This is a genomic window from Micromonospora sp. WMMD967 (genome assembly GCF_029626165.1).
In the GTDB taxonomy this organism is placed as follows: domain Bacteria; phylum Actinomycetota; class Actinomycetes; order Mycobacteriales; family Micromonosporaceae; genus Micromonospora; species Micromonospora taraxaci.
In genome coordinates this window covers 2,395,988-2,409,979 of sequence record NZ_JARUBK010000001.1, presented here as the reverse complement: position 1 = coordinate 2,409,979, position 13,992 = coordinate 2,395,988, and the positions used below count along the sequence as shown (strand labels likewise).

The window sequence follows — 13,992 nt, the reverse complement described above, 5'->3', positions numbered from 1 at the left end:
ATGCCGCTCGGGTCCACGTCCACCGACCCGCTCCTGCTCCGGGCGCCCCGACGGGCGTCAGCCGCGCACCGCGTCGCCGTGCTCGCGTACCCGGGGATGTCGGTGTTCGAGACGGGCATCGTCACCGAGGTGTTCGGGCTGCCCCGGCCCGAGTTCGACGTCGAGTGGTACGACCTGGTGGTCTGCGCGGAGCAACCGGGACCGGTGCCGGTGGTCGGCGGCGCCAGCCTGCACACCCCGTACGGCCTGGCCGACCTGGCGGGTGCGCGGACGGTGATCGTGCCCGGTGTCCCGGACGTGACCGGTGACCCGTCACCGGAGCTGGTGACCGCGCTACGCCGGGCACATCGACGTGGGGCGCGGATCATGTCGATCTGCTCGGGCGCGTTCGCGCTGGCCGGCGCCGGGTTGCTGGACGGCCGGCGGGCCACCACCCACTGGCGGTACGCCGAACTGCTGGCGCGGCGGTACCCGCGGATCGAGGTGGACCCGGACGTGCTCTATCTCGACGACGGTGACCTGCTCACCAGCGCCGGGAGCGCCGCCGGGCTGGACCTCTGCGTCCACGTGGTCCGGCGTGACCACGGCGCGGCGGTCGCCAACGCGGTCGCCCGGCGACTGGTGATCCCGCCGCACCGCGACGGCGGGCAGGCCCAGTTCGTCGAGGCGCCGGTGCCCGCCGACCCGGACGACGACCGGATCGCCGCCAGCATCGACTGGGCACTCGCCCGTCTCGCCGAGCCGTTGACAGTGGCCCAGCTCGCCGGGAACGCGCACATGTCGCCCCGCACCTATCTGCGGCACTTCGCCCGGGCCACCGGGACCAGCCCGATCCGTTGGCTGATCGACCAGCGGATCCGGGCCAGCCTGCCCCTGTTGGAGGAGACGGAGGCCCCGGTCGAGCGGGTCGCCCGGTCGGTGGGCTTCGACACGCCGGTCACGTACCGGCACCACTTCGGCCGGATCATGCTGACCTCACCGTCGGCGTACCGCAGGGCCTTCCGCGTCGGCGCGGACCGGCCGGCGTAGCGCGGACTGGTTCAGGCCGGCGCGTACAGCTCGTCGATCTCGGCGCGCTGCGGAAGCGCGACCGAGGCACCGAGCTTGCGTACGCAGGCAGCGCCGGCAGCCGACGCCCAGCGCACCGCGTCGACCAGGTCGCGTCCCTCGCCCCAGCCGACGGCCAGCGCGGCGGTGAACGCGTCGCCCGCGGCGGTGGAGTCGACCACGTCGACGGGGATCGCCGGCACGTGCACCTCGGTGCCGTCCCGGTCGACGTACCAGGCACCCTCACCACCGAGAGTGAGAACGGCCCTGGGGGTCAGGTCGAGCAGTGCCCGGGGCTCTTCCCGACCTCGACCGGCGAGCGTGCGTGCCTCGCCCTCGTTGACGACCAGCAGGTCCACCGATGCGAGCAGCTCGGGTGGCAGGTCGCGGGCCGGGGCGGCGTTGAGGATGACCCGGGTGCCGGCGGCGCGGGCGGCCACCGCGGCGGCCGTCACCGTCGACACCGGGATCTCCAGTTGGGCGACAAGGACGTCCGCCGCGCACACCGTGGCCAGCTCGTCCTCGGTGAGGCCGACCAGCGCGTCGTTGGCCCCGGGGGTGACCAGGATGGCGTTCTCGCCCTGGGCGTTCACCATCACCAACGCCACGCCGGAGGTGCCGTAGACCACCCGCAGTTGGCTGGTGTCCACCCCGGCCGCCGTGATGCGGGCCTTGAGGGTGACGCCGAAGGCGTCCGAGCCGATGGCGCCGAGGAAGGAGCAGGACGCGCCGGCCCGAGCCGCGGCGACGGCCTGGTTGGCTCCCTTACCGCCGGGCACCATCATGAAGTCGGTGCCGAGCATGGTCTCGCCCAGTCTCGGCAACGCGGGCGCCATCGCGACCAGGTCCATGTTGGCGCTGCCCACCACGGCGACCCGGGTCTGAGGCACTGTCGTCTCCGCCCTGACCCGTCGCTCAGGCGGCCCGAGCGGTGTAGCGGTCGCCGGAGCGCTCCACCACCAGCGGCAGGCCGAAGGTCTTGGAGAGGTTGTCCCCGGTGAGGGTGTCGGCGAGCAGGCCCTGGGCGACCACGCCGCCCTCGCGCAGCAGCAGCGCGTGGGTGAACCCCGGCGGGATCTCCTCGACGTGGTGGGTGACCAGCACCATCGCCGGGGCGTCCGGGTCGTACGCCAGCTCGGCCAGTCGGGCGACCAGGTCCTCCCGGCCACCCAGGTCGAGCCCGGCGGCGGGCTCGTCGAGCAGCAGCAGCTCCGGGTCGGTCATCAGGGCACGGGCGATCTGCACCCGCTTGCGCTCCCCCTCGGAGAGGGTGCCGTAGCGGCGTTCGGCGAGCCCGCCCACACCGAGCTGGCTGAGCAGTGCCCGGGCTCGCGCCTCGTCGCCTCGGTCGTAGTTCTCCCGCCAGCGGCCGACCACCGACCAGGCGGCGGTCACCACCACGTCGCTGACCCGCTCGTCGGCGGGCAGTCGCTCGGCGACCGCGGCGGTGGTGAGCCCGATGCGGGTACGCAGCTCGTTGACGTCGGTGCGGCCGATCCGTTCGCCGAGCACGTGCGCGACACCCGTGGTGGGGTGCAGTCGGCCGGCGGCCAGGTTGAGAAGTGTCGTCTTGCCGGCCCCGTTGGAGCCGAGCACCACCCACCGCTCGTCCAGCTCGACCCGCCAGGTCAGGTCCTGTAGGAGGGCGGTGCCGGAGCGGCGTACGCCCACGCCGTCGAGGCTGACCACCAGATCCGGGTCGACGGGGGCGGCGGCAGGCGCGGCGCCGGCGGCGCCGGGGATCAGGTCACCAGTCACCGCTCCATCCAACCACGCAGCGACGCGGCGCCCCCCACGGGCGGCGCCCCGGCCATAGGGTGAAGCGCCGTGTCATTGATCACCAAACCTGAAGGACCGTCCATGCCCCGTCGAGGTACGGAGCCGCGCGGATGAGCGCGGTCATCGAGATCGAGGGTCTGCGCAAGACCTTCCACAGCATGCGCAACGGTCGACGGGTGGCGGTGGACGGGTTCGACCTGCTGGTCGAGGAGGGCCAGGTCCACGGCTTCCTGGGCCCGAACGGTTCCGGCAAGACCACCACCCTGCGCGCCCTGCTCGGGCTGGTACGCGCCGACAGCGGACGGATGACGGTGCTGGGTGCGCCGTCGCCGGAGTCGCTGCCCCGGGTGGCGGGGCAGGTCGGCGCCATCGTGGAGAGTCCGCAGTTCTTCGGCAACTTCACCGGCTACCGCACCCTGCGGTTGTTGGCGCGTGCCGGCGGGGTGCCGGTCTCGCGGGTGGACGAGGCGCTGGACCTGGTGGGCCTACGCGACCGGGGCGACGAGCGGGTGAAGGGCTACTCGTTGGGCATGAAGCAGCGCCTCGCGGTGGCGTCCGCGCTGCTGAAGGACCCACGGTTGCTCATCCTGGACGAGCCGGCGAACGGGCTGGACCCGGCGGGCATCCGGGAGATGCGGGACCTGATGCGGTCACTGGCGGCGGCCGGGGTGACAGTGCTGGTGTCCAGTCACATCCTTGGTGAGATCCAGCTGATCTGCGACCACGTCACGATCATTTCGCACGGGCGTCGGGTGGCGGCCGGTCGGGTGGACGAGGTGCTGGCGGGTTACGACAGGCACGAGTTCCTGGTGCGGGTGGCCGAGGCCGAACGCGCTGTCGAGCTGCTGCACGCGGCCGGGCTGACGGCGGCCGTCGACGGCGAGGCGCTGGTGGTGAGTGGGGTGAGTGACCCGACGGTGGTCAGCCGGACGCTCGGCGAGCAGGGTCTGTGGGTGGGCGAGCTGACCCCGCTCCGGCCGGATCTGGAGAGCGTCTTCCTGGAGTTGACGGGCGCGTACGAGCATCCGTCGGTGCCCCGGCAGGTCGACGACGCGGCGCTGTCGTACGCCGATCGGGGCGATGCTGTGATCAATCTCGATCGGGGAGTGGACGCGTGAACCTGGTCCGTGCCGAGGTGGAGCGGCTGTCGGCCCGTCGCTTCGTGCAGCTCATGGTCGTCCTGCTGGCGTTTGCCTTCGCTGTCACGGCGGCGACCACCCTCGCGGGTTCCCACAAGCCGAGCGCGGACGAGATGACCTCGGCGCGGGCTCAGGCCGCCGAGGCGCGGCAGGGGCTGGAGCTGGCTCACCAGCAGTGCCTGGCGCGACAGAACGGCACGCTTCCGCAGAGCGACATGGACCAGTACTTCCCCAAGGACTGCTCGGAGATCGACCCGATCCGGCAGGATCGGCTGCCGATCGCCGCGGACTTCCTGCCGGGGGTGTTCAGCTTCGCCAACCAGGCGTTGCCGTTGCTCTACTTCCTCATCGCGTTCCTGGTGCTGTTCGGGTTCCTGGTCGGCGCCTCCTACATCGGCGCCGACCTGAACTCGGGTGGCGTGGTGAACCTGCTGCTGTGGCGACCACGCCGGTTGACGGTGCTGGCGACCAAGTTGGGCACCCTGCTCGGGGTGGTGCTGGTTCTGGCCCTGCTCGCGTCGGTGGCCTACCTCGCCACGTTCTGGGTGATCGGGCAGACCGCCGGGCTACCCGGCCGGCTGAGCGGTGAGTTCTGGCGTTCGCTCGGCGCGGTGCACCTCCGTGGCGTGGTGCTGGTGCTGCTGGCCTCCGCGATGGGCTTCGCCATCGCGACACTGGGTCGGCACACGTCGGCGGCGCTGGGGGCGGCGGCGGCGTACCTGGTGGTGTGGGAGTTGGGTGGCCGCCTGGTCTTGGAGATCATCGACGCCCGACGGCCGGACCGGTTCATGCTCTCCAGCCACATCCAGGCCTGGCTCACCGCCAAGGCGGATTTCTGGGACACCTGCCCGGGTAGCTCGGGCACGGCCTACTGCGACGGCTCCTACGTCCTGACCTGGGGACCGGCCCTGGTGGTGCTGCTCCTGCTCACCGGCGGACTGACCGCGGCGGCGTTCGCCGTGTTCCGTCGCCGCGACCTGATCTGAGCCGGGGCCCGTCGGGCCGGCCCTCAGGGGTCGGCCCGACGGTCCGGCAAGGGCTTGCAACCCGCAGGCTCGCGGTGAAATATTCCTTCACATGACCGCCGCAGCGGGCTCAGCCGACGGTGGAGCCGAACACCTCGTCGCGCACGGCGTCCAGCGCGGTGCGCAGCGCGCCGTGCAGGATCGGCTCCTCGGTCAGCCCGGTCGGCACCACCCGCGGTCGGACCAGGGTGATCGCCGCCACCTCCTGCTGCACCCGGTCGGCGAGCGCCGTGCCACCGGCCCGACCCACCTCTCCGGCGAGGACCACCAGCGGCGGGTCGAGCACCACACAGGTGCTGGCCACGCCGATCGCGAGCCGGCGGGCCAACTCGTCGAGCATCGGGCCGCCGTCGGCGCCGGCAGCGACGGCCGCGAGGACCGCCTCGGCGGCGTCGGTGTCCGGGTAGCCGTGCTCACCGGCCACCGCCCGCACCGAGTCCGCGCCGACAAGCTGCTGGAAGGCCGGCTTGGCACGCCGGGAGACATCACGCGGGATGGGCGCGCCGGGCACCGGCAGGTAGCCGATCTCGCCGGCCGCTCCACTGCTGCCGTGATGCAGCCGCCCGCCCAGCATGATCGCCAGCCCGACACCGGCGCCCACCCAGACCAGCACGAAATCCGCCAGACCCTGTGCGGCGCCGGACTGCGCCTCGGCCACCGCGGCAAGGTTGACGTCGTTCTCGAAGACGACCGGGGTGTGCAGGTCCTCCCGCAACGCGGCCAGCAGACCGCTGTGCCAGCGCGGCAGGTTGAAGGCGAAGGTGATGTCGCCCGTGCCCGGGTCGACCAGACCCGGAGTGCCGAGCACGATCCGCCGTACGCTGCTCAGCTGCGCCTGGGCGCTGCTCGCTGCCTGCACCACGGCGTTGTGCACCACGCCCACCGGATCGTCGGTGTCCCGGGTCGACTGCTCCACCCGACCGATGACCGCACCGGTGATGTCGGCGCAGGCGGCCACCACCCGGTCCGGCCCGACGTCGACCCCGACCACGTGCGCGCTGCTCGGACGAACCGCGTAGAGCTGGGCGTTCGGCCCCCGCCCGCCGGCCTGCTCGCCGACCCGCGTGACGAGGCCGCGCTCCTCCAGCCGCTCGACGAGTTGCGAGGCGGTGACCTTCGACAGCCCGGTCAGCTCGCCGAGTCGGGCCCTGGTCAGCGGGCCGCGTTCGAGGAGCAGTTCCAGCGCGGCACGGTCGTTGAGCGCCCGCAACAGGCGGGGGGTGCCGGGTAGCCGGGTCGCACTCATGACACGTCCTCTAGTTTTAGTAAACTTTGCTAACTGTAAACCGACCTGCGAACGGGTAGCCGTAGCGTAACGGTCACCCGACGGTGGGACGCTCGGCCGACCCGGCAGGGCCAAGACCACCACCGGTACGAGGTTTCGTACCCGCTGGGCACCGAAGGGGGAGATCACGTGGGGCTGGATCCAGGACTGCGCCGGCTGGCGCTGGGCACGTTGCTGGCCGCGTACCCGGGACCCGTACCGCCGGACTGGGCGGTCGATCTGCTGGCCGACGGGCTGGCCGGGCACACCCTGTTCGGCACCAACGTGCACGACCCCGCACAGCTGGCGGCGAGCACCGCCGCGCTGCGCGCGGGACGGCCGGACGTGCTGATCGCCATCGACGAGGAGGGCGGCGACGTGACCCGGCTGGCACACGCCACCGGCAGCCCGTACCCCGGCAACGCCGCCCTCGGCGCGATCGGCGACGTGGCGCTCACCCGCCGGGTCTACCAGTCGATCGGCGCCGAACTGGCCGCGCTCGGCATCACCGTCAATCTCGCCCCGACGGTGGACGTCAACACCGCCGACGACAACCCGGTGATCGGCACCCGGTCCTTCGGCGCGGATCCGGTGCGGGTCGCCGCCCACTCGGCGGCCGCCGTGACCGGCCTGCAGGCTGCCGGTGTGGCCGCCTGCGCCAAACACTTCCCCGGGCACGGCGCCACCGTGACCGACTCCCACCACGAGCTGCCCACCGTGGACGCCCCACTGAGCCTGCTGCGCCAGCGGGACCTGCCGCCGTTCGCCGCGGTCGTCGCCGCCGGGGCACGGGCCGTGATGACCGCGCACATCCGGGTTCCGGCGCTGACCGGCAGCGACCCGGCCACCTTCAGCCGGGCCGTCCTGGTCGACCTGCTCCGCGCCGAGTACGGCTTCACCGGCGTCGTCATCACCGACGCCCTGGAGATGAAGGGCGCGGCGGTGGCCGCCGGCGGGGTGGGTCCGGCCGCCGTTCGGGCCCTGGCTGCCGGTGCCGACCTGCTCTGCATCGGCGCCACTGTCGACGCCGAGCTGGTCGAGCTGGTGGCCGCCGAGATCGTCGACGCGCTCAGCGACGGCCGCCTGGCGACCGTACGGGTCGAGGAGGCCGCCGGCCGGACCGCCGAACTCGCCGCCTGGACCCGGGCCGCCGTCGGGTCGCCGACCACCGACGACACCGATCTGGGGTACGCGGCAGCCCGCCGCGCCGTCCGGGTCGACGGCGTCCTCACCGGCCTGGACCAGCCGCTTGTGGTGCACCTGCACACCGAGTCGACGATTGCGGAGGGACGCGTCCCGTGGGGCCTCGGCCCACACCTCGACGGGGTGCAGGAGCTCCGGGTGATCGCCACCGAGGCCGACCCGTCGAGCCTGCGTGCGCTGGCCGGTGACCGACCCATCGTGCTGGTCGGGCGGCACCTGCACCGGCTGCCCGGCGGCCCGGAACTGATCAACGGACTGGCCGCCCAGCATGCCGTGACGGTGGTGGAGATGGGTTGGCCGGCACAGTGGCGGCCAACCGGCGTACGCGCCTTCGTCACCACCTACGGTGCGAGCCACGCCAACGGGCGAGCGGCGGCCGAGGCGCTGGGTCTGACCCGATAGCTTGACCCGACAGCGGAACACCCACCCCGGCATGACACGCTACGTCACCGTTGGTAGGGACGGCTTGAACAGCTCAGCCGCAGGTCAAGTCCGCTTTTCGACACTCCGAACCGACACCCCAAACCTTGCTCCACGGCTGTTCGATACGTAGCGTGATCGACATGTTCCGGTTCGCGCATGGCGTGGCCGGCGCACCGGAACCGGGACCTGGGGGGAGGTTGCGGACCGTGGATCCGGCCCGGGATCCACGGTCCGCGCCCATTACCGGCCCGCTGGCCGGTCAGCGCGGATAAACCCCGTAGGCCCGCCAGCCCTGATCCGGAAAACCGGCGGCTTCGGCCACCCGAGCCGAGGCGTGGTTGTCCCGCTCGTGCAGATACGTCGGCACCGCCCCCTCGTCGAGGACCCGCCGTGCCGCCTGTGCCACGAGTCGACGGGCGAGGCCACGCCCCTGGGCGGCCGGCACCGTGCCGACGGCCAACTCGTGCCCGTACGCGTCGTGCCGCTTGATGCCGGCACCCGCCAGGTAGGCGCCGTCCGGGTCGCGGACCACCAGCACCGGCTGGTCGAAGAGCCGCAACCAGGGCGGCAGCCCGGGAGCCGTCGGATCGGTCCACTCCCCCACGTCGGGGAGCGGGGCGGGAGCCACGCTCCACCGGAAGAAGCCGTCGTGCACGCACCAGTCCGGCATTCCGACGGCCTCCGGCAGCGCGGCGAGCAGCCGGTCCGGTGTACGCCGGATCAGCGAACGGATCGCCGCCACCCGCTCCGGTGCGACGGAGAGGACACCACTCTGCCCGGTGTCCACGGCGAGGGCGGGCCGCAGTCGACCGTCCCAGGCCGGTTGGGCCCGTCGACGCGAGGCGACCACGTGCAACCCCGGCCCGGCCGGCCACTGGCCGAGCCAGGTGGCCAGGTGCAGTTGGAGCCGCCGGTCGAGCATGCAAACCTCCCCCCGTCCCCGACCCGTCGTGGATCACCGTACGCCGGAGGGTGCGGCCGGGCGGACGAACCGTGCGGGCCCGTCCAGACAGCGGGTGGGCGGAACCAGGCAAACAAATCGACCGTCATATCTATTTCCATACCTGGTCACCTTTCTTTGGGACGGTGAACGCATGCCGATGCAGCCGAACGACAACTACCAACAGGACCCCGAGCGACTCTGGCAGGCGGCGGAGACCGCCGGCGGCATCCCGCCCCAGCCCCGCTACCGCCACCCCCGAGCGGTGGGGGCCGGGGACCTGTCGTGGTGCGGGCTGGACAAGATGTCCGCCGGCAGCTCCAACCGGCATCGCCTGAACCGCCATTGACGCACCAAAGTAGGACCACTGTTGGTGCCATGCCACAGCACGATCTGGTGTATGTTTCGCCCCATGACTCGCATCACCGTGGACGTGAACGACGAGTGGTTGGATGCCGCCCGGGAGGTTCTTGGCACTGACACCAAGGTGGCCACCATCAATGCCGCCCTGCACGCGTTCGCCATTCGTCGGCAGGCTCGCGAGATCGTCGCCGCCTTCGATCAGGTGGAGATGGACTTCACCGGATCCATCGACGCCTGGCGCCACGGCGGTGGCCGCGACCTGGGCTCACTCGCCGAACAGGCACGCGACACCGAGGCAGCTTGATGGCGGGGCAGATCTACCTTGCCGACACCTCGGTCTACGTCCTACAGGGTCGCCACCCGTCGGTTCGGCGGCGCTTCGAGACACTGCTGGCCGAGGGACGGCTGGCCGCCTGCCAGATGACCAGCCTCGAATATCTCAACAACGCACCCCATCCGAAGGGTTACGAAATCCTCTGGCAGGCACTGCGGGGGCACCGCTGGATGGATGTGTCGACAGCAGCGATGGACCGAGCCCTGGCGGTCCACCGCGTCCTCGCGGCTGACAGTCAGCACCGTCACTTCCGGCTACCCGATCTGATCATCGCAGCGACCGCAGAACAGCATGGCGCCACAGTGCTGCACTACGACGCCGACTACGACCGGATCAGCGCCGTGACCGGTCAGCCCACCGAGTGGGTCGCACCGAAGGGCAGCCTCTGAGCCTCTCAAGCGGGCGACACACCGGGGAGGTCCAGCGGCGGCTTTCGCACACCTGTCGGGTAATTTCTTGTGGTCCGGCATCCCGGCCTACGACAGGAGAAGCTCCGCGCATGGGCAAGAAGACGATCCACGTCTCCGACTTCACCGGCACGGTTCTGCAGCAGGACGACGAGGTGGTCCGCGTCGTGGTGCTGGAGCACCCGGACCTGGTCGCCGGGCCCGTGCAGTTGGACGCCACGCCGACCGAGGTGGAGAACATCGACGACGCCGCCCTGGACGTGGCGGTGGTCGAGATCCACGACCGGCACGGCGGCGGCGAGCCCCGCCGGGTGGTGTTGACCGCCAGCGAGTTCGACGCGATGGCCACCGACGTGCCGATGGCTCAACTGCTGAAGACGGCCGAGCGGGTCCGGCCGCCCAAGGCCCGCAAGAGCGCCGAGAAGATCGACTACGGCACGCTGGAACACGCCGGCAAGCCGCACCGTGGTCGGGTCACCGAGGAGGAGGCCCGACTGGTACGCGAGCAGCTCGACGAGGTCAACAAGCGCCTCGCCGACGCGGGCGTGCGCCAGATCGACCCGGCCGACCCGGAGCACGCCCTGCGCTACGGCTTTCCCGACGTCTCCTGACCCAACGGCGTCAGCAGGCCTTCTTCGCCTTGTCGCGGAAGGCGGTCTCGGTGACCGCCTTCCGCTGCGTCTGGCCCTCGTGCACGAGGACGCGATCCGGCCCGAGCCCGGTCACCTCGGCCAGCGTGAAGTGGACGGGGACGGCGTTGTGCCGGCCCCCGTAGGCGGCGACCGAGTATTCGGTGCCGGGTTCGAAAGCGGTGAGCGTCTGCTCGTCGGGCGTCCAACCCGCAGGCAGTTCGAAGAAGGTCACGTTCGTCACCTCGCCGCCACCGTTGCGGTCGATGGTCCAGCTCTGAGCCGGCGTGACGTCGACGGTGTAGACGCTGATCCGGTCTGCCGTGAACTCGGCACACTCCGCCATGACCAGAGCCGGTCGCCCGTCGACCACGCGCAGGGCGAGCACCGGCTTCTCCGCCGGGGAGCAGGCGGTCAGCCCCGCCAGCGCCGCCACCGTCATGAGGATTCCGGCCACTCGGACATCTGCTCGGGCCATCAGATCTCCACCATCGACACAGCGTTGCCATGCATGTCGGCCACATCCTCGCGACGACGGGAATCGAAACCCCGGCCGCCAGTATCCACCGTGCACGGATGGGCCACTGTCCCACCGATTGCCCATGCGGTCGGACGACCGCACCGTCCCGGAGTGGCATCGCCACTCGCGGGACGGCTCGAAACGGAATCGCGGTTACCTAACCCGCCTCACCACTCTTCGACGCGGCGCTGACCGCGGCGGCGAGGGCGGTGGCGAGGTCGGCCTCCACCGCCGCCTTCTCCAGGCCGAGGCTGGTGAGCACCCCGGCACCGTCCTCCTGCTCCAGCAGGGCGAGCAGGATGTGCTCGGTGCCGATGTAGTTGTGCCCGAGGCGCAGCGCCTCCCGGAAGGTCAGCTCCAACGCCTTCTTGCCCCGCGCGTCGTACGGGATCAGGTCCGGCACCTGCTCGACGCGGGGCGGGAGGGCGGCGGCGACCGTCTCCCGCAATGCCTCGGGTGTGACGCCCAGGTCAGCCATCACCCGGGCGGCGAGCGCCTCCGGCTCCGCCAGCAGGCCCAGCACCAGGTGCTCGGGCCCGATCTCGGCGTTCCCGCTGGCGCGGGCCTCCTCCTGGGAGGCCATCACCACGTTGCGGGCCCGGGGGGTGAACCGGCCGAAGCCGGCGTTCGGGTCGAGTGCGGCGGCGTCGGTGGAGGCCTTCGGCACGAAGCGCTTCTGGGCGGCCTGCTTGCTGACGCCCATGCTGCGGCCGATGTCGGTCCAGGAGGCACCCGAGCGGCGGGCCTGGTCGACGAAGTGGCCGATCAGGTGATCGGCGACCTCACCGAGGTGGTCGGCAGCGATGACCGCATCGGTGAGCTGGTCCAGGGCGTCGGTGTGCGCGGTCTTGATCGCCTGGATCAGGTCATCGAGCTTGACCGTGTTGCTCATCCGGATAGGTTCTGTCATGCGTCAACCATAGGTTGACGCCAGCTCTTTCGTCAACCCGAAGTTGACGCGGAAGACGTGTTCAGTCGACGAACTCCGGCAGTCGTCGGGCGACGACCGCCGGCGACGGCATCCGGGCGATCTCCTCGGCGACCTCCCGGGCCGCCTCGCGCTGCGTGGCGTGTCGCGACAGCAGGCGGCGGGCCTGCTCGGCGACGGCGTTGGCGTCCACCTCGCCGGGGAGGAGCCGCAGGGCGAGACCGGCGGCACTGAGCACCTCGGCATTGGCGAACTGGTCAGCACCCTGCGGCAACATCAACTGCGGCACGCCGACCGCGAGCGCGCCGAGAGTGGTGCCGCTGCCGCCGTGGTGCACCACCGCGTCGACGAGCGGCAACAGGTCCGCCTGCGACACCCACTGACGCACGATGACGTGGTCGGGGATCTCGCCGAGCTGCTCCGTGGGCACCCGACCCGCCGCGACCACCACCTGCGCGTCCAGCATCGCCAGACCGGCGATGACGGTACGGAGCAGTTCGGATGTGCCGAACGCGGTGCCGAGGGTCAGGTAGATCAACGGTCGAGACGCCCGGTGGCTCACTCGTTCGGGCAACGGGGTCGGTGTGGAGAAGGCGACCGGACGCAGCTCGATCCGACGTTGCGTGGCGAGGAACGTCTCGTCCTGGAGGGAGGGTGGCCAGATGTCGACGTGCGGACGACCGACGACCTCGGTGTTCCTGGTGGGGAGTTCGAGGCCGACGCCCTCCGGGATCATCCGGCCGAACCCGTGCCACAGGCTCGGAATGCCGGCCCGGCGAGCGGCGACGCCGGCTCCCGGCGACCCCCACCCATGCACCACCAGGTCCGGGCGCAGTCGCGCCAACTCCGGTTCGAGGTCCTCCGCGTACACCTCGTAGAACGCGTCGGCGGGACGGAACGGCCGTAGACCGTTCGCGGCGAGCGGCTCGTGTACCGCCTCACCGGCGGCGAAGTGCACCTCGTGACCGGCGTCCCGAGCGGCGACCGCCAGCGGGATCAGCGGATAGGTGTGACCGACTGACGCAAGACTGGCGAACAGCACACGCATGACGCCGGACCCTAGCGGCAGCACCGTCGCCCCGGCCCGGCGCCGGCCCGTATACGGTGGGCGGCGTCGAGCACGGTCACCGGTGGGAGGGTGCGGTCATGCGTCTCCACGTGGGGTGCGCGATGTGGAGTCACCGGTCGTGGCCGGGCTACCGGCTGCCGCCCGCGGAACGACTGGCGCACTACGCCAGCTGGTGCGACGCCGTGGAAGGCAACACGACGTTCTACGCGACCCCGACCCGGGACACCGTGACGTCGTGGGCCGCGCAGACCGATCCGACGTTCCGGTTCGTCCCCAAGCTTCCGAAGGTCGTCACGCACGAACGTCGACTCACCGACGTCGACGAACCACTGCGCGCCTTCCTGGACGCGATCGAGCCGCTCGGTCCGCGTACCCATGCTCTCTGGATCCAGTTGCCCGGCTCGTTCACGCCCGCCGACGTACCGACCCTGGACCGCTTCCTGACCCGACTCCCCCGATCCCACCGGTACGCGGTGGAGGTCCGCCATCCGGCGTTCTTCACCGACGACCGCGCGATTCGGCTGCTGGAGGCGACCCTCACCGCCGCGTCGGCCGAGTGGATCCCCTTCGACACGACCGCCTTCTTCGCGAGCCGGCCGACCAGCGACGCGGAGCGCGACGCCTGGACCAAGAAACCACGCGTGCCGCTCCGGTCGACGGCGCTGACCCATCAGCCGATCGTCCGCTACCTCGGCCGCGACGATTCGGCGCGCACCGTCGAGGGGTGGCAGCGCTGGGTCGACGTGATCGCCACGTGGCTCCGGGAGGGTCGCTCACCGACGATGTTCGTCCACACCCCGGACAACGCCGACGCGCCCGCGCTCGCCCGCCAGTTCCACAACGAGGTACGCGCCCAGGTGCCCACGCTCGAACCGCTGCCCGAGCCGATCCCGGTCGAACCCCTGACGCTGTTCTGAGCTGA

Annotated in this window: 16 protein-coding genes; 9 read left to right on the top strand and 7 right to left on the bottom strand. The window is 71.5% G+C overall.

Features of this window, described 5'->3' with window-relative positions; translation table 11 throughout:
• A complete protein-coding gene (gene ftrA / locus O7631_RS11335; protein ID WP_278144207.1) occupies positions 1–1,029 on the top strand; it encodes a transcriptional regulator FtrA in 1,029 nt (342 codons plus the stop codon).
• 11 nt (positions 1,030–1,040) lie between these two features.
• Here the strand turns inward: ftrA and O7631_RS11330 are convergent, their stop codons facing one another.
• Positions 1,041–1,937, bottom strand: coding sequence for a ribokinase (locus O7631_RS11330; RefSeq protein ID WP_278144206.1), 897 nt, complete (start codon positions 1,935–1,937; stop codon positions 1,041–1,043).
• 25 nt (positions 1,938–1,962) lie between these two features.
• Positions 1,963–2,805 carry an ABC transporter ATP-binding protein gene (locus O7631_RS11325; RefSeq protein ID WP_269680758.1) on the bottom strand — a complete coding sequence of 281 codons (843 nt, stop codon included), beginning with the start codon at positions 2,803–2,805 and terminating at the stop codon, positions 1,963–1,965.
• Between the two features lie 131 nt (positions 2,806–2,936).
• Here O7631_RS11325 and O7631_RS11320 point away from each other — a divergent pair, with 131 nt between their 5' ends.
• Positions 2,937–3,944: an ATP-binding cassette domain-containing protein gene (locus tag O7631_RS11320; protein ID WP_278144205.1), complete on the top strand. Its 1,008-nt coding sequence runs from the start codon at positions 2,937–2,939 to the stop codon at positions 3,942–3,944.
• Positions 3,941–4,951, top strand: a complete 1,011-nt coding sequence (locus O7631_RS11315) for an ABC transporter permease subunit (protein ID WP_278144204.1) — start codon at positions 3,941–3,943, stop codon at positions 4,949–4,951. Before O7631_RS11320 ends, O7631_RS11315 begins: the two co-directional genes overlap by 4 nt.
• 109 nt (positions 4,952–5,060) lie before the next feature.
• Here the strand turns inward: O7631_RS11315 and O7631_RS11310 are convergent, their stop codons facing one another.
• A complete protein-coding gene (locus tag O7631_RS11310) occupies positions 5,061–6,236 on the bottom strand; it encodes an ROK family transcriptional regulator (protein ID WP_278144203.1) in 1,176 nt (391 codons plus the stop codon).
• Between the two features lie 168 nt (positions 6,237–6,404).
• On the opposite strand from O7631_RS11310, the gene O7631_RS11305 reads away from it, so the two are divergent.
• Complete coding sequence (locus O7631_RS11305) at positions 6,405–7,859, top strand: glycoside hydrolase family 3 N-terminal domain-containing protein (RefSeq protein ID WP_278144202.1); 1,455 nt, start codon at positions 6,405–6,407, stop codon at positions 7,857–7,859.
• A 280-nt stretch (positions 7,860–8,139) separates the two neighbouring features.
• On the opposite strand, the gene O7631_RS11300 is transcribed toward O7631_RS11305, so the two are convergent.
• A complete protein-coding gene (locus O7631_RS11300; protein ID WP_278144201.1) occupies positions 8,140–8,802 on the bottom strand; it encodes a GNAT family N-acetyltransferase in 663 nt (220 codons plus the stop codon).
• Positions 8,803–8,974: 172 nt separating this feature from the next.
• Here O7631_RS11300 and O7631_RS11295 point away from each other — a divergent pair, with 172 nt between their 5' ends.
• The 4 genes from O7631_RS11295 (at position 8,975) to O7631_RS11280 (ending at position 10,535) form a co-directional block, all read left to right on the top strand.
• On the top strand, positions 8,975–9,169 hold the full coding sequence (locus O7631_RS11295; RefSeq protein ID WP_278144200.1) for a DNA repair protein: 195 nt from the start codon (positions 8,975–8,977) through the stop codon (positions 9,167–9,169).
• A gap of 63 nt (positions 9,170–9,232) precedes the next feature.
• Complete coding sequence (locus tag O7631_RS11290) at positions 9,233–9,487, top strand: type II toxin-antitoxin system VapB family antitoxin (RefSeq protein WP_278144199.1); 255 nt, start codon at positions 9,233–9,235, stop codon at positions 9,485–9,487.
• Positions 9,487–9,906, top strand: coding sequence for a PIN domain nuclease (locus O7631_RS11285; RefSeq protein WP_278144198.1), 420 nt, complete (start codon positions 9,487–9,489; stop codon positions 9,904–9,906). Before O7631_RS11290 ends, O7631_RS11285 begins: the two co-directional genes overlap by 1 nt.
• Before the next feature lie 110 nt (positions 9,907–10,016).
• Positions 10,017–10,535 carry a hypothetical protein gene (locus tag O7631_RS11280; RefSeq protein WP_278137778.1) on the top strand — a complete coding sequence of 173 codons (519 nt, stop codon included), beginning with the start codon at positions 10,017–10,019 and terminating at the stop codon, positions 10,533–10,535.
• A 10-nt stretch (positions 10,536–10,545) separates the two neighbouring features.
• Here O7631_RS11280 and O7631_RS11275 read toward each other — a convergent pair whose 3' ends face one another.
• The 3 genes from O7631_RS11275 to O7631_RS11265 all read right to left on the bottom strand — a co-directional run bounded on the left by O7631_RS11275 (position 10,546) and on the right by O7631_RS11265 (position 13,049).
• On the bottom strand, positions 10,546–11,031 hold the full coding sequence (locus O7631_RS11275) for a hypothetical protein (protein WP_278144197.1): 486 nt from the start codon (positions 11,029–11,031) through the stop codon (positions 10,546–10,548).
• Between the two features lie 199 nt (positions 11,032–11,230).
• Positions 11,231–11,983, bottom strand: a complete 753-nt coding sequence (locus tag O7631_RS11270; protein ID WP_278144196.1) for a Clp protease N-terminal domain-containing protein — start codon at positions 11,981–11,983, stop codon at positions 11,231–11,233.
• Between the two features lie 61 nt (positions 11,984–12,044).
• Positions 12,045–13,049, bottom strand: a complete 1,005-nt coding sequence (locus tag O7631_RS11265) for a glycosyltransferase (protein WP_278144195.1) — start codon at positions 13,047–13,049, stop codon at positions 12,045–12,047.
• Between the two features lie 122 nt (positions 13,050–13,171).
• Between O7631_RS11265 and O7631_RS11260 the strand changes: the two genes are divergently transcribed.
• Positions 13,172–13,987: a DUF72 domain-containing protein gene (locus tag O7631_RS11260; protein WP_278147910.1), complete on the top strand. Its 816-nt coding sequence runs from the start codon at positions 13,172–13,174 to the stop codon at positions 13,985–13,987.
• The last annotated feature ends 5 nt before the right edge of the window (positions 13,988–13,992 follow it).